The sequence below is a fragment of the Ruminococcus sp. FC2018 genome (assembly GCF_000621805.1).
Lineage (GTDB): Bacteria > Bacillota > Clostridia > Oscillospirales > Ruminococcaceae > Hominimerdicola.
In genome coordinates this window covers 20610-41004 of record NZ_JHXH01000016.1, presented here as the reverse complement: position 1 = coordinate 41004, position 20395 = coordinate 20610, and the positions used below count along the sequence as shown (strand labels likewise).

Annotated in this window: 19 protein-coding genes; 9 read left to right on the top strand and 10 right to left on the bottom strand. The window is 42.6% G+C overall.

Going from position 1 to position 20395, the window contains the following annotated elements; translation table 11 throughout:
• The first annotated feature begins 146 nt into the window (after window positions 1–146).
• Window positions 147–1988, top strand: a complete 1842-nt coding sequence (locus T494_RS0110295; RefSeq protein WP_028506226.1) for a hypothetical protein — start codon at window positions 147–149, stop codon at window positions 1986–1988.
• Window positions 1989–2134: 146 nt separating this feature from the next.
• On the opposite strand, the gene T494_RS0110290 is transcribed toward T494_RS0110295, so the two are convergent.
• On the bottom strand, window positions 2135–4054 hold the full coding sequence (locus T494_RS0110290; RefSeq protein ID WP_028506225.1) for a S41 family peptidase: 1920 nt from the start codon (window positions 4052–4054) through the stop codon (window positions 2135–2137).
• Window positions 4055–4290: 236 nt separating this feature from the next.
• Entirely contained in the window at window positions 4291–4872 is a 582-nt protein-coding gene (locus T494_RS0110285; protein WP_028506224.1) for an FctA domain-containing protein, read from the bottom strand.
• A 735-nt stretch (window positions 4873–5607) separates the two neighbouring features.
• On the opposite strand from T494_RS0110285, the gene T494_RS12975 reads away from it, so the two are divergent.
• Together T494_RS12975 and T494_RS14210 are read left to right on the top strand one after the other, a co-directional pair.
• Complete coding sequence (locus T494_RS12975) at window positions 5608–6204, top strand: EcsC family protein (protein ID WP_242836432.1); 597 nt, start codon at window positions 5608–5610, stop codon at window positions 6202–6204.
• Window positions 6205–6319: 115 nt separating this feature from the next.
• On the top strand, window positions 6320–6568 hold the full coding sequence (locus tag T494_RS14210; protein WP_242836431.1) for an alpha/beta-type small acid-soluble spore protein: 249 nt from the start codon (window positions 6320–6322) through the stop codon (window positions 6566–6568).
• A gap of 147 nt (window positions 6569–6715) precedes the next feature.
• Here the strand turns inward: T494_RS14210 and T494_RS0110265 are convergent, their stop codons facing one another.
• Window positions 6716–7063, bottom strand: coding sequence for a hypothetical protein (locus T494_RS0110265; protein ID WP_242836430.1), 348 nt, complete (start codon window positions 7061–7063; stop codon window positions 6716–6718).
• A gap of 42 nt (window positions 7064–7105) precedes the next feature.
• Between T494_RS0110265 and T494_RS0110260 the strand changes: the two genes are divergently transcribed.
• Window positions 7106–7300 carry a hypothetical protein gene (locus T494_RS0110260; protein ID WP_081777288.1) on the top strand — a complete coding sequence of 65 codons (195 nt, stop codon included), beginning with the start codon at window positions 7106–7108 and terminating at the stop codon, window positions 7298–7300.
• Between the two features lie 38 nt (window positions 7301–7338).
• Here T494_RS0110260 and T494_RS0110255 read toward each other — a convergent pair whose 3' ends face one another.
• On the bottom strand, window positions 7339–7983 hold the full coding sequence (locus tag T494_RS0110255; RefSeq protein WP_028506221.1) for a Crp/Fnr family transcriptional regulator: 645 nt from the start codon (window positions 7981–7983) through the stop codon (window positions 7339–7341).
• An 86-nt stretch (window positions 7984–8069) separates the two neighbouring features.
• On the opposite strand from T494_RS0110255, the gene T494_RS0110250 reads away from it, so the two are divergent.
• The 4 genes from T494_RS0110250 to T494_RS0110235 all read left to right on the top strand — a co-directional run bounded on the left by T494_RS0110250 (window position 8070) and on the right by T494_RS0110235 (window position 11175).
• Window positions 8070–8765, top strand: coding sequence for a 4Fe-4S binding protein (locus T494_RS0110250; RefSeq protein WP_028506220.1), 696 nt, complete (start codon window positions 8070–8072; stop codon window positions 8763–8765).
• Between the two features lie 14 nt (window positions 8766–8779).
• Window positions 8780–10408: a hydroxylamine reductase gene (gene hcp, locus T494_RS0110245; protein WP_028506219.1), complete on the top strand. Its 1629-nt coding sequence runs from the start codon at window positions 8780–8782 to the stop codon at window positions 10406–10408.
• Window positions 10405–10878, top strand: a complete 474-nt coding sequence (locus T494_RS0110240; protein WP_028506218.1) for a pyridoxamine 5'-phosphate oxidase family protein — start codon at window positions 10405–10407, stop codon at window positions 10876–10878. Before hcp ends, T494_RS0110240 begins: the two co-directional genes overlap by 4 nt.
• Window positions 10879–10980: 102 nt before the next feature.
• Complete coding sequence (locus T494_RS0110235; protein ID WP_242836429.1) at window positions 10981–11175, top strand: hypothetical protein; 195 nt, start codon at window positions 10981–10983, stop codon at window positions 11173–11175.
• A 95-nt stretch (window positions 11176–11270) separates the two neighbouring features.
• On the opposite strand, the gene T494_RS0110230 is transcribed toward T494_RS0110235, so the two are convergent.
• Complete coding sequence (locus tag T494_RS0110230) at window positions 11271–11714, bottom strand: Hsp20/alpha crystallin family protein (RefSeq protein ID WP_028506216.1); 444 nt, start codon at window positions 11712–11714, stop codon at window positions 11271–11273.
• Between the two features lie 288 nt (window positions 11715–12002).
• On the opposite strand from T494_RS0110230, the gene T494_RS12965 reads away from it, so the two are divergent.
• The gene (locus tag T494_RS12965; protein ID WP_037344657.1) at window positions 12003–12317 is read left to right on the top strand and encodes a hypothetical protein; all 315 of its coding nucleotides are present in this window, start codon (window positions 12003–12005) and stop codon (window positions 12315–12317) included.
• Window positions 12318–12835: 518 nt separating this feature from the next.
• On the opposite strand, the gene T494_RS0110215 is transcribed toward T494_RS12965, so the two are convergent.
• The 5 genes from T494_RS0110215 to T494_RS0110180 all read right to left on the bottom strand — a co-directional run bounded on the left by T494_RS0110215 (window position 12836) and on the right by T494_RS0110180 (window position 20387).
• Window positions 12836–14053, bottom strand: a complete 1218-nt coding sequence (locus T494_RS0110215) for an ATP-binding protein (protein ID WP_028506214.1) — start codon at window positions 14051–14053, stop codon at window positions 12836–12838.
• A 46-nt stretch (window positions 14054–14099) separates the two neighbouring features.
• Window positions 14100–14507 (bottom strand): hypothetical protein, encoded by a 408-nt coding sequence (locus T494_RS14350; RefSeq protein WP_028506213.1) that lies wholly within the window; start codon window positions 14505–14507, stop codon window positions 14100–14102.
• Between the two features lie 270 nt (window positions 14508–14777).
• Window positions 14778–15998 (bottom strand): leucine-rich repeat domain-containing protein, encoded by a 1221-nt coding sequence (locus T494_RS0110200; protein ID WP_028506212.1) that lies wholly within the window; start codon window positions 15996–15998, stop codon window positions 14778–14780.
• Window positions 15999–16186: 188 nt separating this feature from the next.
• Window positions 16187–18133 carry a hypothetical protein gene (locus tag T494_RS0110195; protein WP_028506211.1) on the bottom strand — a complete coding sequence of 649 codons (1947 nt, stop codon included), beginning with the start codon at window positions 18131–18133 and terminating at the stop codon, window positions 16187–16189.
• A 511-nt stretch (window positions 18134–18644) separates the two neighbouring features.
• Complete coding sequence (locus tag T494_RS0110180; protein ID WP_028506210.1) at window positions 18645–20387, bottom strand: leucine-rich repeat domain-containing protein; 1743 nt, start codon at window positions 20385–20387, stop codon at window positions 18645–18647.
• Between the last annotated feature and the right edge of the window lie 8 nt (window positions 20388–20395).

The following is a 20395-nucleotide window of genomic DNA, read 5'->3' as shown; positions in this document are numbered from 1 at the left end:
CCACGCCTTTTCTCTTAACAGCCGCTGCACTAACAGCCATTCTCTTTTTTAATTATATTTTTTGCACCCGTTTGTTTCCGGCGGGGGTATTACTTATGAAAGCGAACAAAAAACTTGAAGAAATAGATCCAAAGGAGAAATGACTTATGCCAAAGCTTGTAAGAAAATCACATGTTAATACACAGATCAATATTGAGCAGTATTGGTACAACATCTATGCCCTTTTACCTGCAGACGACCCGCTGAGAGCTCAGGTATACGATATGCGTAATGAAGCGAGCCGCCACTCATCAGATGTGTATTATGACGATGAAATAGGTGATGAGGTTGCGGTCCTGGATCAGAAAAACTCTGTAAAGGTCGTGAACGGCAACGGCGAAACGTTCAGAATGTCAAACTTCGACCTCTACAACGGCGAAGATAGCAAGGGTATTACCAGATTCGTTAACGTTGAGGACAAGCAGCTCGTGGGCTCTCTTAAAAAGCAATTATCGCTTCTTGACAAGATAGAGAAAAAGTATAAGGACAAGCCTGAGCACGCTTACCTGAACAACACCGTAAAGCTGTTAAAGACAAAGGAAAAAGCAGCGCTGGAGGGCATCGGAGTTTTGCCTGCTCCCGGAGCCATGTTTTATAAGAGCGCCAAAGGTATCCAGAAATTTCAGGATGTTATTCTGGATATTGAGCGTGAAGATAAAAACGGCAGCATGGATATTGCCAAATACAGCTATAAGGATCCCGTTGTGGTAGAAAAGTCGCTGAAAAAATTTGGCGTTCTGGGTATTATGCAGGACTTTGTGAGCCTTGAGGAGCACAACGTTCAGTGGGTAAAGGAATTTAACAAGCCGGTTCCCGACCTTGCAAAGATGAAGGATCTGCGCAATAAGTTTGTGTCTGATGTAAGATCTGCCGAAAAGAATATACTCCACTTTGAAAAGCAGTTTAACGAGGACGCAAAAAAGCCTGATGACCAGCGAGAGATCTACAATTTTACAAACCATGATTCCGTCAAAAAAGGCGACCTTATCTACGATGTGACAAAGCCTGTGAAAGATCAGAGAGCTCTTAACGGAGTCAACTTAGACAATCAAAAGAGAAGTTTCTTCCTTGACATGGATAGGCAGATGACAGTTGTCGAGCTTAAAAATATAAAGAACACGACAAAGCCCACAGAAGAGACTGCTAAGCTCAGCACGATGGTCGACGCTATGATAGACGGCATCACCTGGTCTGATTACTACGACTCTTGTGAGATCAAGGACAGGAAAAAGAAGAAGGAGATAGCTTATTCCTTTGCCGTATATGTTCAAAAGCTTATGGAGATGAAAGCAGAGGCAGAGCTGCATCCTAATGACCCCTTTGCCGCAAAGATACAGGAGACTGTAAAAGAGCATCTTACAGAGCCTGCCGTACTCAACGAGCTGAGCGCTCAGGAAAATATGGAAGCAGAAAGCAAGGTCAGCAAGATCAGGATCGATGTAGAGGATCATAAGGTCAATGAACAGAGGAAGGAGCTTGACCGCATTGCAAATGCAAAGCGTCCTGAGTATCTGAGCGAGGACGAATTCTTTGACCAGCAGAGGGAGCAGGTCATTGATGCAATGGCTAAGATGATCGCCATACAGACCGCTGCAAGAACTGTAAAGAGCATGAAGGTCGGTATGCAGGAGATGGGCGAAACTATGACGCAGGAGGAGTTGTCGGCGGAGCTGGACGAGCTTATGTCGGATGAATATCTTAACGCTGCCGCTGAAGACATCAAGACCAGAGACGACTTCAATAGAATGGCACAAGACATAAAGAGCACTAAGGAACTGAATGCTATCATCGGCAAGGCAAAGAACGGCAATGAACTTCTGGAGCAGCTGCATCAGGCAGGCAAGCAGATCATTATTGAGGATACTCAGAAAGCGAGAATGGAAATGCAGATCGAGAAGGATCGCCAAGCGCAGGCACAAAAGCAGGATCCCGTTCTCGGCGCTCCATAGTCATAATACCAAATATAAAGACAGGATCCGCTGCCGTGAAACTCACGGCGGTGGATCTCTTTGTATGCTTCAGCATACAATAATAATACCCTGCCCGAAACTGATCGAGCAGGGTTTGTTGTCGCTCATTATTTCGCCGTGTGGATCTACTCTTCGTCCTTTCTCTTAACAGCCAGCGTACAAACGGCTATAAAAAGAACTGTGACCGTAAACGTGTTCCCCACGTGACCTGTCGGAGGAGCTGCGTCCTTGTCTGCCTCTGCCTTTGCAGGCTCAACCTTTGGCTGCTCCTGAGGCTTGACCTCCGGCTTGACTTCCGGAGCTATGCCATAGAACTTGTTGATACATTCCTCCAGCTTTGCAAAATCATAGAAATTGTCGTAGTGCTTCAAGCCGTCCTCGCCGATGAACGTAAGGTCAAAATCCACCTTTGCGCCGCTTTCGACATCAGTTTTGTCACCACGAAGCAAAACTAAATCTCCTGAGGTCATATAGTACGTGCCGTCGGGGTAATAATGCTTGCTGAGCATACATGTACCGCCGCCGGAGGTCTCACCGATGATAAGTATGCCGTTATCCTTTGCCATACATGGCATCAGGTTTGCGCTTGAGAAGGAGGCGCTTGATGTGAGAATAGCATAGTTAAGATCGTAATATACGGTTTTATCCTTATCGTCTATTATTCCGTTTCGGTCAAGGTCGGATATCCATTTGGTATCAAGAATATTGCCGCTGACCATACTGCGCATTTTTGCATTTATTTCATTATTGTTTTTCTGCTTGTTTGCGATGATAGTGTTAATAAAGTGCGCTATCGTTTCGTCTCCGCCGTCGTTTGCAGCAATATCGATCACAAAATTCTTTATTCCGTTTTTTGATGCGTAATCAAGCGACCATTTGAAATCGTCAACAACGCCCTGAATAAATGATCCAAACTGGAAAAGAGCAGTTTCGCCCTTAACATAAAGTGCCGTTTTATTATCTTCCCATTTCTTTAATAAAGTTGCATCCTTAAGCTTTTCTTCTCTGACATTTTTGATCTTTTCTTTGGTGATCTCACTATCATCAGTTTTATTGAGTATCTTTGCGATCAAACCGGTCTTAAGCATTTTCCCTGTGAAATCACTTAACATCACACAGTCCTCATCCTCACTATAGCTATCAAGCTCGCTGAGTATACCGCCGCACAATGACGTATGTCCGCCGTCCTCGGTGGGATCGAGCAGCATCATTGTACCGATATGAAAATCAGCACGGTTCGTTGAGCGAAGCAGCTGCTTTACACCGCTGTAATCATCAAGAGCTTTATCGAATCCTTTTTCTGCAATGCTCTTTGCTATCGGAGCCTTTGACGGTCTGCCGTAAAAATGATCCATAAAGAAGCACAGCTCGTTGTAGGTATAATCTGCCATTGCCTGTGAGCGTTCTGTGTTCTTGTAAACAGATGAACGGTCGAAATAACCATCGTTATCGCTCTTCATTGTTAAGGTCGCCACAAAGTACAGATTACCGTCAATGTACTCTGCCGCACGGTATGTGCAGTCAAACATATCCGAAATAGTTGTCAAAGGGAAATACAGCTTTCCGCTGTCGCCGATAAGATCGATGCTGTACTTTGAATAATCAAGTACGACAGGTTTTTCCGTTCCATTTATAACCGTACCAGGTGACTTGATATATTCAGGGTCGTCTTCCTTTTCCAACACAACAACATTCTGCCTTATGTTTGAATCATAACCGCTGATCGTCACCGTGTCCTTTGTTGTATCCGCCACGATCGTCATGCCGTTTCCGCTTATTGTGTAAACATCGCCGCTTGCCGAAGTAGTATAATCCTTAACGTAGATCCTGTCAAGGTAATCCTCAACATTCACATACGGCACCTCAGGCAGATCATTGAGGAACAGGCACTGAAGCGTCTCGCTTTTATCCATGCTGTATCTGTATGCCGTAACATCCTTTTTTTCGTAAGCAGGTCCTGCATCTGCAAGTGCGGAAAACGGAAATATAGAAACTGCAAAAAGTGCTGACGCTAACGCTGCAATAATACGTTTTTTTATAGCCATCTTTTCTCCTCCTCATTCTGGTATAACTGTCCGCATATCTCTGACATTGTCAGTTCATTACGGCATATACCCGTTTATCTTATTTTATCATATCCATTTGCATAATGTCAACTGCTTTACATTAAAACCAAAAGATAATATCTGCATTTTAAACAAGCTGCAAGGTCACATACCACCTGCCTGATGACAGCGGATTTGGATTGTAAATTTCTACAAAAAGTGCTTGTGTGATATGCTTAATTGCACAAAAACCGACCCAACCGATCATGTACAAATAATTGTACTGTTATCCGTTGACTGCCCCTTTGGCTTATGCTACAATACGAAAAAGTATAACCTTCAAACAGACAAAAAAAGCCCTGCCAACAGCAAGGTTTAATGCACAACACTTGTGCGAACGGCTGAGCCAAACGATTTGGAAGGATCTTTATTTGAACTCGTAGTGTAATTTTATAGGGTAGTATATGGACATCATACACGGTATCATCGGTTATGACTTTATCCTGCGTGACTTTATGCTCACTGATGGTGTATTCATAATTGCCCGGTTCGTCAAATACGATCGGTCCGAACTGACAGTTGCCTGAAACATCGACTGTAAGAGTCGTTTTCTCAGGCAAAGGAGCTCCCGTTTCGCTTTTTATCTCAACTGTAAAGACAGTCCCCTTAGGGATCTTGCCTCCGCTGTCGCTTATGGATACAGGGATATAAAGCTCACAGGTATCTCCTGCTGCGAATACAGGAAAACACATTATTGCTGCCACAATGCAAACTGCAATGGCCGCCGTGACAATGCGACCAAGCATTCTCTTTATCATATAAATACACCACCCCCTTTGCCAGTGGAATATAGGATAAGTATTATTAGAAAAATGAAAATAAGCATAATTCATCCATTCTAACAGTATATAGATATTTTACAATGTTTAACAAAAAAAGTCAACCCCTTTTTTTGCGATCTGAGAAAATATCTTTAAGATTTTTACGCCTAATATTCGCCTAATATTATCAAAATGATATAAAGTTATCACTTTATTTCATTATTCATCACGGCAGCGATCTGATTCTGCGACCTTACAGTATTGATCACGGTCACGTAAAAACTATCATATACCCCAAAGATCCGGATCATTTATCAGATATTGTGTGAAAAAGTACAACCGCATGCTTGTGCTGATAGATAAGCTCACAGCCTGAAGAAAGCAAAGCACTAACAGTACAAATTTCAGTACAGTTGGTGCTTTTGTTTTATCCTTCAGTTATTAACAGTAAAAATATAATGATTTTATTGACAATATGTTCCACAGACTATATAATAAATAGAAATAAATATCATTTCAAAAATCAAGGAGGAATAAAAATGCTGGGAGAGAAGAAAAAAGAGGACAATAAAGAGCCGAGGAAAAAAAATAACACAAGAAGATATTATGAAAGTGCTCGGAGCATGCTATGAAAAGAGTGTTAACGGTGTACCTAAAGTAAGTCCGAGCGTCGAAGAACTTGCAGAGGATTATCTTAAAAAACACAAAACAAAGGAATAAGCCTGCAAAGCAATGATAAAGAGCCAGATTGCCAAGTGTACCACATCAGGTTTTCTCACAGGCTTTGGCGGAATAATCACTCTACCTGTAACGCTTCCAGCCAATGTGACCAGCGTCCTTTATGTTCAGATGCGAATGATAGCGTGCATTGCTTATATGTCGGGATATGACCTTAATTGTGATCAGACACAAACATTTGTTTATGCTTGTCTTGCCGGTGTCAGCGTTAACGAGATCATAAAACAAGCAACAATAAAATTTGGTGTCAAATTTGCAGAGTCAATGATAAAAAAGATACCTGGCAAAGTCCTTACAAAGATCAATCAGAAAGTCGGATTCAGATTCATTACTAAATTTGGTCAAAAGGGAATCGTAAACCTCGGAAAATTTGTTCCCGGTGTTGGCGCTGTCATTGGGGGCAGCATTGATTTTGCCGAAACAAAGGTTATTTCCAAAAGAGCGTACAAATGGTTTATGGAGGGCGACTTTAGTCAGGATAAAAAGGAAGAAGAACCTGTTGAGATCACACTGGAGGAACTCGATGAGGATACTAACAAAAATGACATTATTGAAATAAAGGAAAATGAGATTACGTCACCCAAAGTATAACAGTCCATAATTTCGTACTTATGTATTTTCAAACAATCAAAAATTTCCTTTTATAATTTCGTAAAGCCTGCGCAAGATAATAAAGCAGACCCGAAGAAAAAAGGAGATTTTAAAGATGAAAGGTATAACATCACAGCAGGGCAGAGAGACCCTCAACAGATTCAAGATGGAAGCAGCCAGCGAGGTAGGAGTAAACCTGAAGCAGGGCTACAACGGCGACCTTACTTCCCGTGAAGCAGGTTCAGTCGGCGGTCAGATGGTCAAAATGAAAGGTCCCGAACTCCAATTTTTATTCCCGCCACGAAAACTGCGTGCAAACACCGCAGAATCAGCAATTACATACCAAATCGAAATAGTGGCATAACAACAAAACTACCCTGCCCAAAGAATAAAATGGGCAGGGTTTTGGCGTTCTTAAGAGTGTAAGATCATTAGAGTAATAATATGAGCTACGAGTGTGCTTCAAAGCACGTAATTACGCAAAAAATAGGACGCCACCGCAGTGCCGCCCTTACAAAAAGCTATAAAGCTTTTTATGCTTCAGTTTTTTGCATCTCAAGAACCAACCTCTTGAATCTAAAAACGCATCTATTCCATTTCGGGAAATAATATAGATCATCTTTTCAAGACCTATTGCTGTTACAAACGAAAACTCAGGGTTAAACTGGAGAACATTGACGAAAAGCCAGAAAACGTTCCATTCCATTTCAAACTTCTCGTTGGCAGGATCGGTCTTATCATCAATTACAGCGAAAACTGTATATGGGGTGCTTCTATTCGCCTTTGCCTTTGATATTGCAATACCTGAATACAAACTCAGCATTGGATTATTGGTTCTTGGCTGCCACTTACCGAACATTGTATAATAGAGCAAGTGTGTGAATTTCAGGAGGTTATAACTATGATGGACTCTATCACAGTCGGTGCTAAGATCAGAATGACAGAAGCAGTCACCGGGGATTATCCTGTCGGCTCAAGGGCAACGATACTTTATATAGACGAAATGGACAATGCTTTCATAGAATGGTCGGACGGGAAGCTGTCCTCGTTCTCGGATAAACAGGTCTTGAAAGGCTTTGAAAAAACAGGAGCATAAAAAAGCGCAGATGGCTAAAATGGTCATCTGCGCTTCTGTTATATGATCTCAAAATGGTTCTTCCTGCATCGTATCAGTCCGTCCCTCTGCATCTTGCTCAATTCATTTGATAGCACCGAGCGTTCCACATTGAGGTAGTCCGCAAGCTGCTGACGGTCAAAGGGTATATCAAACTCACGGGAATGCTTCTGAACCGATACGGTATTAAGATACGCCATAATACGTCCACGCACCTGTCTCGGAGCAGTATGAAAGCTCCGGCTCGACAGGTGCAGATTTTTTCTTGTGGTGATAGTCAGAAGATTTGCAAGAAGTCTCGCCCTTATCGTATCGTTGAGGTCAGCGAGCGACTTCATGCGCAGAAAAACAACAGTGCAATCCTCAGCGGCGCAGACATCGACCAGCATAGGCACATCAGGCAGGAGTGCATAACTTTCCGCAAAGAACTGTCCTTTACCTACGAGGTTGAGTATCGTTCGGTTTCCCCACATATCGTTGCTCTCCACGGTAACGCTGCCTGCGGTCACAAAGCATAGCTTATCGGTGATCTCTCCCGAAGAAAAGATCATCGTACCCTTATTATATTTCTTTTCAACTGCATTAAGCGCTTTCATAAGCTCCGATATTTCGGTATCATCAAAGCCCTTGAACAGTATCGAATTATGCAAAACTGAAATATCCATATTTTTCTCCAAAAATGTTGTAATTACAACATACTTTCTCCTTTGATTATACTATAATGGATACAGAAAGTCAAGGAGGTATGGCTATGATACGGAAAATAATTGAGATAGACGAAGAAAAATGCAACGGCTGCGGTCTGTGTGCTAAGGCTTGTCATGAGGGGGCTATCGCTATTGTGAACGGCAAGGCTAAGCTCATGCGTGACGATTTCTGCGACGGCTTCGGTGACTGTCTCCCTGCCTGTCCTATGGACGCTATCCACTTCACCGAGCGTGAAGCGGCGGCTTATGATGAAAAGGCGGTGCAAGAAAACAAGCAGAAGAAGTCCGCTTGCAGCGGTTTCACCTGTCCGGGTTCTGCATTGCAGAGCTTTACGCCAAAAGAAGATGACAGCGATGTCCGTGTTCCAAGCTGTTTGAGACAGTTCCCGATACAGATAAAGCTCCTGCCCACAAATGCACCTTATTTCAACGGTGCTGATCTGCTTATCGCTGCCGATTGCACAGCTTACGCCTACGGGAACTTCCACCATGATTTTATCCGTGGGAAGATTACGCTCATCGGCTGTCCGAAGCTCGATGCTGTTGATTACTCCGAAAAGCTGACAGAGATATTCCGTAATAACGATATAAAGAGCATCACTCTCACAAGAATGACCGTACCATGCTGTGGAGGTATGGAGTATGCGATAAAACGTGCGATAGAAGCAAGCGGTAAGGATATTCCGCTTGAAGTCGCAGTCATTTCGCCGGACGGCAGTATCGTTGAGATAAGAAAATAACGGAGGTATTTATCATGGAACAGAAAATGTTTTGCTATCAGTGTCAGGAAACAGCAGGCTGTAAGGGTTGTACCGCTTGCGGTGTCTGCGGTAAACAACCCGAAGTCGCAGCAATGCAGGACTTGCTTGTGTACGTTACAAAGGGGCTGTCTGCGTTGACAAATCAGCTTCGTGCAGAGGGACAGGCTGTCGATAAGGCTGTCAATCATCTTATCAGTGTGAACCTGTTTATCACGATCACCAATGCGAATTTCGATCTTGACAGCATTACTGCTAAGGTTACTGAAACACTTGCAGTCAAAGAAGAATTGCTCGGACAGGTGCAGGATAAGGAGTCTCTCCCCGAAGCAGCTCTGTGGAATGGTACGGACTATGCCTGGAAAGCAAAGACTGTCGGCGTTCTTGCAACAGAGAATGAGGATATACGTTCCTTGCGTGAGCTGATCACTTACGGTCTGAAAGGACTTGCGGCTTACACGAAACACGCAAATGCTCTGCTCAGCGATGACGAGGAGCTTGATGCTTTCTTACAGTCGGCTCTTGCTAAAACACTTGATGACAGTCTGTCGGTCGATGACCTTGTGGCTCTCACGCTGGAAGTCGGCAAGTACGGCGTTCAGGGTATGGCTGACCTTGATGCTGCAAATACTACAGCATACGGCAATCCTGAGATCACGACAGTTGATATCGGTGTCCGCAAAAATCCTGCAATACTGATCTCAGGTCACGATCTGAAAGACCTTGAAATGCTCCTTGAGCAGACAAAGGATACGGGAGTTGATGTTTATACGCACTCGGAAATGCTACCTGCGCATTATTATCCGTTCTTCAAAAAGTATCCGCATTTTGCAGGAAACTACGGCAATGCGTGGTGGAAGCAGAAAGAGGAATTTGAGAGCTTTAACGGTCCGGTGCTGATGACCACAAACTGCATCGTTCCGCCGAAGGACAGCTACAAGGACAGGCTTTGGACAACAGGTGCCGCAGGTTATCCGGGCTGTAAGCATATTGACGCACCCTACGGCGAAGTAAAGGATTTCTCGCCGATCATCGAACAGGCTAAGAAATGTCCTCCGCCTACCGAGATCGAAACTGGCTCTATTATCGGCGGCTTTGCCCATGAACAGGTATTCGCACTTGCCGACACTGTTGTAGAAGCAGTAAAATCGGGGGCTATCCGCAAATTCGTAGTCATGGCAGGCTGTGACGGCAGAGCGAAGTCCAGAAGCTACTATCAGGAATTTGCTGAGAAGCTGCCAAAAGATACAGTTATTCTCACCGCAGGCTGTGCGAAGTACAAGTATAACAAGCTCAATTTAGGCGACATTGGTGGTATTCCGAGAGTTCTTGATGCAGGACAGTGCAATGATTCTTATTCTTTGGCACTTATCGCTCTGAAGCTGAAAGAGGTATTCGGTTTTGATGATGTGAATGATCTGCCTATTGCCTATAACATCGCTTGGTATGAGCAGAAAGCAGTTATAGTTCTGCTGGCTCTGCTTTATCTCGGCGTGAAGAATATCCACCTCGGACCGACACTGCCTGCGTTCCTGTCTCCGAATGTGGCAAAGGTTCTTGTAGACAGCTTCGGCATTGCAGGAATTACAACCGTTGACGAGGATATGAGGATTTTCGGCTTATGAGAAGAAAAGACCGTGAAGTGACCGATCTCAGCGAGATCATAGAGATCATGAAAAACTGCGATGTATGCAGACTGGCTCTGAATGATGATGGATTTCCGTATATCCTGCCGCTGAATTTCGGTATGGCGGTGAACGGAGACAAGATCACGCTCTATTTTCATAGTGCTTTGGAGGGCTACAAGGTCGGGCTTATCCAAAAGGATAACAGGGCTTCATTTGAAATGGACTGCAAACATGAGCTGCAATACTTCGAGGACAAAGGATACTGCACAATGGCATACGGAAGTGTGATCGGCAGAGGGCATATCCGTATCCTCTCGGAAGAAGAAAAACTGCCTGCGCTGAAACTGCTCATGGCGCATTATCATGACGGAAAAGATATGCCGTTCAGCACGGCGGCTATACCGAGAACGCTTGTGTATGCCCTTGAGGTCGAAAGCATAACAGGTAAAAGAAAGCCTGTAAAATAATTCTGACTTTGAACCCAGTGGATTCAAAGTTTCGATCAATGCTTGACACTCCCGTTCCGCTGTTGTATAATAACACAAGTGTGTTTTTAGGAGGTCATAGCAATGATAGATGAAGTAACAGCCGGAGCAAAGGTCAAGCTCAGGGAGAAGATAAGTGACAGTGTGCCTGTTGGCAGTATTGCCATGGCCTTATACATCGACGATCTCGACAATGTATTCATAGAATGGGTGAGCAACGGACGGCTGACCTCGTTCTCCAAAAAGAATTTCAAGAGCCTGTTTGAAATGGCAGGATAATGATTCATTCAAATCATAAAAAAACAAACTCCCCGGAACTGCTCATACGAACAGCTCCGGGGAGCATCATTTTGGGATCATAACTTAGCGAGGTATTATCCCTCAATTGCGATATACTTGTGATTCTTCAGCTTCTTAGGCTCTGCCTTCGGAACGCAGATGTTCAGAACACCGTCCTCAAACTTCGCCTTCACATCGGCTTCTGTAACAGTATCTCCGATATAGAAGCTCCTCTGCATTGCGCCTGCGTAACGCTCCTGACGGATCAGCTTGCCCTTCTTAGTTTTTCCGTCCTTGTCAAGTCCCTTTGCGGCACTGACAGTCAGATAACCGTTCTGAAGCTCAAGATTGATCTGATCTTTCTTGAAGCCCGGCAGGTCGATCACGATCTCATAGTGATCATCATGCTCATGAACATCAGTCTTCATGACCTGGGCGGCGTGTTTACCGTACAGCTTCTTCTCCACGTCTCTGCTAAAATCAGGGAATCTGAAGAAATCATCGAATAAGTTTTCACCGAAAATGCTTGGATACAACATAGGTCAGTCCTCCTTTTTTACTCGTCACATTGTTTCCATTGCTTCGAGCAAGGGGACGGAGGGTTCCGCACCCGGATCCTTTGGTGCTTCTCTGTTCCTTTGTTCTGATTATATTATAGCACTCTGAATTAGCACTGTCAAGGGGAGAGTGCTATTTTTCACACAGGTTTCATATTTTTTAACAAGAATGTCACATTGGGTTGTGAGCAATAATGATTTGCCAATTGACCTTTTGTCTGCGGTACGGTATAATTATCCTAAGAGCTACTGCGATAGGAGTGATGTATCATGGCAGTCTACATCGTGTTTGATGTTGAAACACCCAACCGTGCAAACGACCGTATGAGTGCGATAGGAATAACAGCGATAAAGGATAGTAAGATCGTCGCTAACTACTTTTCGCTCGTTGATCCCGAAACGCATTTCGATTACTTCAACACGCAGCTCACGGGTATAGATGCAGAAAAGATCAAGGGCGCTCCGAACTTTGCACAGCTTTGGAAAATGAAAGGACCCGAACTCCAATTTATGTTCCCACCACGCAAGCTGCGTGCAAACACCGCAGAATCAGCGATTACATACCAGATCGAAATAGTCGCATAACAACAAAACCACCCTGCCCAAAGAATAAAATGGGCAGGGTTTTTGGCGTTCTTAAGAGTGTAAGATCATTAGAGTAATAATATTGGCTGCGAGTGTGCTTCAAAGCTCGTATTTACGCAAAAAATAGGACGCCACCGCAGTGCCGCCCTTACAAAAAGCTATAAAGCTTTTTTTGCTACACCTTCATTATAGCACATGTCAACTAGTTTGTCAACTGAAACCTTCAGAAAATCTAGACTTGATTTTACCAAATGATTTGGCATAAACAACTGACCATATTTCTTATAAAAATGTTGAATATCTTCTTGTAACTTATTAAGATCATGCTGCTTCACCGGAACGGATGCAAGAACATCAATGCAGTAAAATGTACACATTATCTCGCAAATTGCACTGAATTTCCTTTCAGAGTAAAATCATTACACAGAATGCAAGATCATTTGAGTCATAATACTAGCTGCGAGTATACTCGGCTTATTAAAATTCTTGATTTGTGTAGTTTTTTTGCATAGCTTATATCAAAGCAGCCAGTCTACAACGCTGCGTACCTCTATACCTTCGTAGTCTCCAAGTGTGAATCTGTCAAGAGTGAGTATTGTCTTTGGGTAATTGTCGGTGATCAGCCTGAGTGGTTTGATTTCCCGCTCGAAAGTACTCTCATCGGTCATATTTGCTGTAACTTGATAATACTCTGTCCTGTCATCCTTGCGAGCAACAAAATCAACCTCCAGATCCTGTACCTTGCCCACAGACACATGATAGCCACGACGCAGAAGTTCCAGATACACTATATTCTCCAGCGAGAACCCGAGGTCATAGTTCTTTCTTGCAAGCAGATATCTTCGCAGTCCAAGATCCGCAATATACAGTTTTCGATAGGTCTTCATTATTGCCTTCCCCGGAACATTGAACCTGTCAGCGCTGTAAAATATAAATGCTTCCTCCAGAGCTGAGATATAATCACTTACCGTGTTCTGCGAGACCTTTCTATATGATGAAGAAATATAATCCGCAATGCTCTTGGTTGAGATCAGATTGCCCACAGAGCTTGCCAGATACTTTGCGATGCTTTTAAGCAATGCTATATCATTAATCTTGCGTTTGTCTGCATCGGTCTCCCGTCGTTTGCTGCGTTCCTCAATATCTTTGATAACAATGGTATTGAAAATGCCCTCTAGATAAGTGCTTACCTTTTCCGTTGTCTTTTCCATGACCGAAACATATGGAAATCCGCCGTCGCGCATGTATTCTGCGAGCAGCATATCCGTATTGTCGCCGCCTTTCAAACTACAGAATTCCTTGAATGAAAGCGGCAGTATAGATATCTCAACATATCTTCCTGAAAGAAGCGTTGCAAGCTCACCAGAAAGCAAATAGGCATTTGAACCTGTAATATAAATGTCGGTGTTCTCCTTAACATAAAGACTGTCAACAGCCTTTTCAAACTCATCGACCTTCTGTATCTCATCAAGAAAGATATATGTGTTCCTACCCTTGCATAAACGCTCTGTGATGTAGTTGTAAAGTGACTTATAATCGTAAAGCTCATCATTTTCTATTTCTTCAAGATTCAGATAGATTATCTGTTCACTGTCAATGCCCTGGGATTGAAGCAACTCAATGAACTGCTTTAAAAGAGTGGACTTTCCGCATCGGCGAATACCAGATACTACTTTTATTACCTGTTCGTCCTTCCATGAAAGAAGCTTTTTCAAGTATTCCTCACGCTTTACCATGCCAATCGCCTCCTTTCCAAGAGTATACCACATGCAAAGCAAAATGTCAAGTGTTTTCCGAAATTGGAAAATTTATATTGTTATTCCGCAGTATTTTCCGAAATATGATAAAAATCGACCCTGTCCGAATTGATACTCGGGCAGGCATTTTTCTGTCACAGCTTACTAACAGATATCTATTCTTTGTATCCATATTTCTTTGCTTATTTTGAACTATTAAGTATTTCTTAATAGTTGTCTCTTCGCTCAGCTCGCCGTCGTCAAATATCTTCTTGATGTGCTGATTCACCGCAGCAACGCTTACATCATAAAGCGCAGCCATCATCTTCTGCGTCAGCCAGATGTTCTCGTCCTCATACCTGACCTCAAAGCTGTCCTCTTTCTCGCCCACAGCCGCCACATAAGTGATGTACTCCACCGCCCCCGAGCGAACGGTTATATCATTCTTTTTCACAATGGTTTCTCCTTAAATGCGTTAATAAATGCTTTTCATTCTCATAGTGCCATAGTACCGCCCCATTGTCAAGCGGACAAACTCATCATGTGAGATATCAAAAAACAGCCGGGTTTCCCCGACTGCTTTTAATGTATGCTACTTTTTCTTTCCAAAAAAGATATCAAGCACGGTATCGCAAAATGCTTTAACCAGCAGGAAACCGATAACTATTACGAGTATTCCTTTAAGCATAGATGATACCTCCTTATCAGCATCCATATCCATCCGTTATTTTTTTAGCGTTAGTATCTTGACTCTTCTTGAATCCTTCTTATACAACTGATCGTTTTTCAGTTCCAGATACGGATTATCAGCAATGACAAGCTTCGAGACATTATTGCATCGCAAAAACACACTCGTTCCTATTTTTCGCAAAGTGCTTGGCAGCTTTAGTTCTGTGATCTTTTCACAATCCTGAAATGCTTGATCACATATTGTTGTAACCCCCTCTGGTATAGTCAGCGATGTGATCTCTGCGCCCAAGAACGATCGACCCGCAATTACAGTAACACCTTCCGGAATAACAAGATCACCCGTGACAGATTGAGATGAACACAAAAGAGTTTTACCAAGCACAACAAAGTCGGACTTCTTTTTCATATCTTCTATCCACTTAGTTCCGTCAAAAGAATCTGCAAAGACACATGGTATATCACGGTTGAAATTCACATTTTTAAGCATTTTACATCCACTGAATGCCGATGAATCAATGCGTACTACCGAATCAGGAATATCAACAGAACGCAGTTTTGCACATCCTGAGAACGCCGCTTCTCCAATCACCTCAAGCCCCTGTGGAAGATCTATGCTTTCAAGCTTTTCACATCCTAAGAAAGCACAATCAGAAATTGATGTTACTCCTTCAGGTATGTCTATATGTGTTAAACTCTTACACTTATTGAATGATGAATAACCGATCCTCTTTAATCCCTTTGGAAGTTCTATAGATACGACCTTGGGTGTTTCTCTGCGTTCCATATCATAAAAAGCATTGTCTGCAATACAAGTAATATGTTCAGGTACTATGAAAACAACTTCTTCTCTTTTATATACATTCCCAATGGTCGAGCCATACATAGGCAGTTTTACCTCTATCAAAGCCGAATCTATTATGATAGTTCTACAGTAAAGAACATCCACCTTATTATCCTGATAATCCTTATAAGCCTGTTTTCTCAGGTCTTCAATCAATTTTGTTTCATCAAATGCATCTGTCCCGATTCTTTCTACGCATTTAGGTATATTGATCTTCGTCAGCTTTTTGCATCCGCAAAAAGCCTTACCACCTATCTCCAGAAGGCTATCCGGCAGTGAAACAGATTTAATTCCAGCGCAGTATTCAAATGCACCATGAGCTATTTTTATTACTCCATTCGGAACAACAACCGATGTTTCTCCGGGTGTTTTAATATACTTACGCAAAAGCCCGTTTTCAATTTTAAATCCCATAATAAATCCCTCCTAAAACTTCAGAGATGCTATCGTACTGTCTGCCTCGGCGATAAGGTCTTTGAGCTCTTTCAGCCTTTGCTGAAGCTGCGATTTCTGCGTGCCGAGTTCGGTGATGATCGGGTAGTATTATGCCATAGTTTTTTCCTTAATAATAAATAATATTTAAAGACATTGCAGCCCTTATTTCAAACCAATAGTTCCTCAGCAAGGACAATAAAGTAGTCCTGCTCACCAAATATGTATTTTTTCAGCTCCCCGTTTTCATATTTCAGCGGGTTGACATCAGGATCAAGGTATTTCCCATCTTTCATCTGTCTGATTCCTACAAATACCCTTTGCTTTTTAGATGCAGCATTTACAGCTGAATAGATATCAACAGGTACCCCCAACGGCACAAAACCCGAAGCCTTTTCCATGTACAACTCATATCCTTCGCTTTCAAGCAACACATCAAACAGTTGCCTAAGCTCTCTTGTCTGCGATATCTGCGTCATCAGCAATGCGGCGATGTGACGGCTGATGATAAAGTCATCTGTACCGGTCACATTGGCAAGCTTCTGGTTCTTGACGCTGTTGAGCTGACTGGTAACAAAGAACTTGTGTCCCGTTACCCTCTGGAACTCTCTGAGATAAAGCAGGATCTTGATCGTTTCTTCGTCCTCGGCTTCCATCTCTTCGACAGTGACCGCACCCGAAAGAATAAGCACATAATCGGGCAGATACTGCTGCATCAGTTCGTCGATGCATTTCTTTGTATGCAGATGTTCAACCTCATGAACGACAAAATCAATATCAGTATCATCAAATACTTTTCTGACATCCGGTGAGAGATACTCGTCTATGTTCTGCTTTTCACCTGCAAGAATAACGCTCGAACCCGGACTGAAATAGCTTGGCTGCTCCACAAGGACATCGTTTGTGATAGGTCTTGCTCTGATAACAAGGCATTTGCATTTTTCAGCAGGTTTCATCTTGATACCATGAAAAATCTGAGGTGAAAACTCATTATCCTCAGTCGCAAGAGGATCATCGTCATCCTGAAGCAATATCAGCTTGTCACCGTTTTCAAACATTACCTTTTCCGGATCGTCAATGACGATTCCATTTCGCTCGTTGTAAACGCCAATAGCAATTGCAGCTTTGAACATAAGATTGATCTGCGTGATTGTCTTGCCATACAGTCTGTCAAAGCAATCGTCCTTGTCAAGAATATAAAACTCGTTATCATCATAACTGAACACTTCGGTAAAAACCTTTGAGATACCGGGCTGACGTGAGGTGTGCACAGCTATCCTCGCAAGAGTCTTTTGAAGCGGCAGCATTACAAGTCTGTCGTTTTTACGTCCATCGCAGCCTGCTATCTGAGCAGCATCTTCGTTCTTCGCATCATAAACAACTGCGACCGTGTACGAATCGGAATCCTCAGGATGCTCGTTGAGAATGCTTGTGCAGGCAAGGATCGCTTTTGTAGTATCGAAATCATTCTGCGTATTGATGATTATTGAACGGCTTGTCAGCACCGAGCACTTTTCAAGATCCTCACGGTCATAGATGCTTCCGTTGCGGCAATAGATCCTCGTATTCTTTGAATGCTTGTTCTGCTTGATAAATGCGTTGACCTGTTCTCTCATCTCGATAGGATCGACATCGTCCATAATGACCACAGCCTGCTTTTCCTTCTGGTTGAGATTAGCCTCGATCAGCTCGTAGAGTATAACGAAAGTCGACTCATTGAAACCAAGAATAACCGTATGCCCTTCCGCAATGACCGCACCTTTCGCCCTTGCCAGCGAATCCATTTTCTGTGAGATAGCATCGTTTATGAGACCTATCAGCACTGCCGTAAAGAACAAACCATACAACGTTGCAACAAGCATCATTGCAATGTACAGATGACGTCCCTCAGCACCGTCAAGATTTCCCGGATCGAGAGTATACATCAGCGTTTTCCAGCTTGTCCACGGCAGCAGGCCATGCAGATCGCCAAGAATGATTGCCGCAAGTATACCCATTATGAGTATAAAGATCAGGGTTATGACTATCAGAAGTCCAATCTTCGATGCGACTCCCTTTGACATAATGCTGTCAAAACGAAACTGCATCCGCTGCTTCAGTGAGTATTTTTTCTTCATGTCTTACACTTCCTATTGATACGCCTATTCATTTTCATTTTTCGTCATTAACGCTATTGCATTAATCCGTTCTATCCATATAAACATTACATGTAAACTTACCGCTTTCCATATCTGAATCAAATAGTTTCCTTGCCTTATCCTCGCCAATCTCATCCAATGGGATAAATTCACGCATGATTTCCAAGAATCTACCTGAGCTGCTGGAATTGGTCACAAAATCAGTGTGATTTTTCTAATTGATTCGTCTAGGAAAGTAATATACGGTATTATGTATTCCTTCATAAATAAAAGTGCCTGAGGTGAATTCTTGTCTATTGTGATAGTAAATTTCCGATGCATAATTTTACTCCTTTATATCTGATTTCTTGTTCTTATGAAATAACAACTACTTTTTCTTTCCGAAGAAGATATCAAGCACGGTATCGCAAAATGCTTTGACCAGCAGAAAACCGATAACTATTACGAGTATTCCTTTGAGCATAATACCACACCTCCTGAAAGCACTGTGCTACTTTATCAGTCCCTTTTCTTTTATAGCGTAGATCGTATCAAAATAATCATCAGCCATCAGCATATCAATAATTACCTTGGACTTTGCAGCCATGTAGTCTGCAACGATATCATCCATTCCTTTAAGGGCCAGCATTACTGCCAGAGCTGGTTTAAGCTTTGTGTTTTTAACAGAGTCAAATAATTCTTTGCATTTATCGTGATCTGTTTCACAAAGAAGCAGGAGTGCGTTTTTAGGATCCTTACTGCTCCACTTTGCAACATACGGAAGTTTAACTCTGATATTACCCTTCGTCAGAATAATGTCACACTCTAAAGATTCCTTTGTATGTTTCAAGCTGATGCTCTGATCTGGATAGTAATTATAACATAAGCACTCACTCGGATCATCGGAATCAAACGTGCAATCCAGAGCCATTACAATCGTCTTCAGTGCGTATTTCTCACCCATACCGTTACCAGTTGCTGCACCTGATACAAACAGTTCTTCCGGGATTTCTTTTATCGATTCGTGTAATTCAATATATTCAAGACATCTTGGGAACACAGCGCTTCCATTGTCAGGAAAATCGACATCTGGCGGGACAACAACTCTTTGAATACTTGTTCCTGAAAACGCCCAGTTATCTATACTTACAATGCTTTTAGGCAGATCTATTTGTTTAAGGTTTTTACACGACATGAAAGCACAAGTGCCTATGTATTGCACGCCCTCATTCAAAACGACCTCTTCCAATTCGCATCCTTCAAATGCGCTGCCCCCTATCCTCTTTGTTGCGCCTGAAATGATCACCTTTTTGATTTTTTCATGTGCAAAAAACCTGGCTGGGATCTCCTTAATTTCCTGTGGGATCTCAAGGGTGTCACCCGTTGCATTACAGCCTATCAATATGCCGTTTACCAGCGTTAAAGGAGTTCCCTTCTTTAAAAACTTAGTATTATAAAATGCATGCTCTCCGATGTCAGTGACACTTTTAGGGAAAACTACATCTTCAAGGTTTTCACAATCTTCAAATGCATTACCATCAATTGTAGTTAATCCCTCGGGCAGTACAATGCTCTTTAGTCCCAGACAAGACTTAAAAGCCTGAAAATCTATCCTAATAAGACCATCAGGTAGTTTTACATCTGATAGACTCGAACAATCCCTGAAAGCACCCTGCCCTATCTCCTTGACACTCTCGGGCATATTAACACTTACAAGGTTTTTACATCCCTCGAAAGCACAATATGTTATATCATCAGTATTGCATCTTATATCGACAGACCTTAGTTCTGTGCAGCCCTCAAGAAAACTAACTCCCATTTCAGCAACTGATTCAGGAATGCTTATTTCTTTTAAACTTGAGCAGCCCGAAAAAGCGGATACTCCTATTTTCACCAATGATTCAGGGAGTTTTAATTCTTTAAGACCTGAACATCTGTAAAAAGCTTCATCACCTATTTCTTTCAATGTATCAGGCAATGTTATTTCTTCAAGCAATGGACATTTGTAAAAGGCTCTATCCCAAATCGTCTCAAGCCCATCACTTATAACCACAGTTTTAAGTTTATCACAATTTGCAAAAGCCGAACTATAAATTGTCTTAACCGATGCGGGTATCACCACTTTAGTCAATGTTTTGCATGCTCTGAAAGCACCATCTTTTATTTGAGTGACACCGTCGGGGATCACTGCTATTTCAGCCAAATCCATGAAATCAAATCCGAGCATTACTCCGTTTTCAATCTTAAATCCCATAATAAATC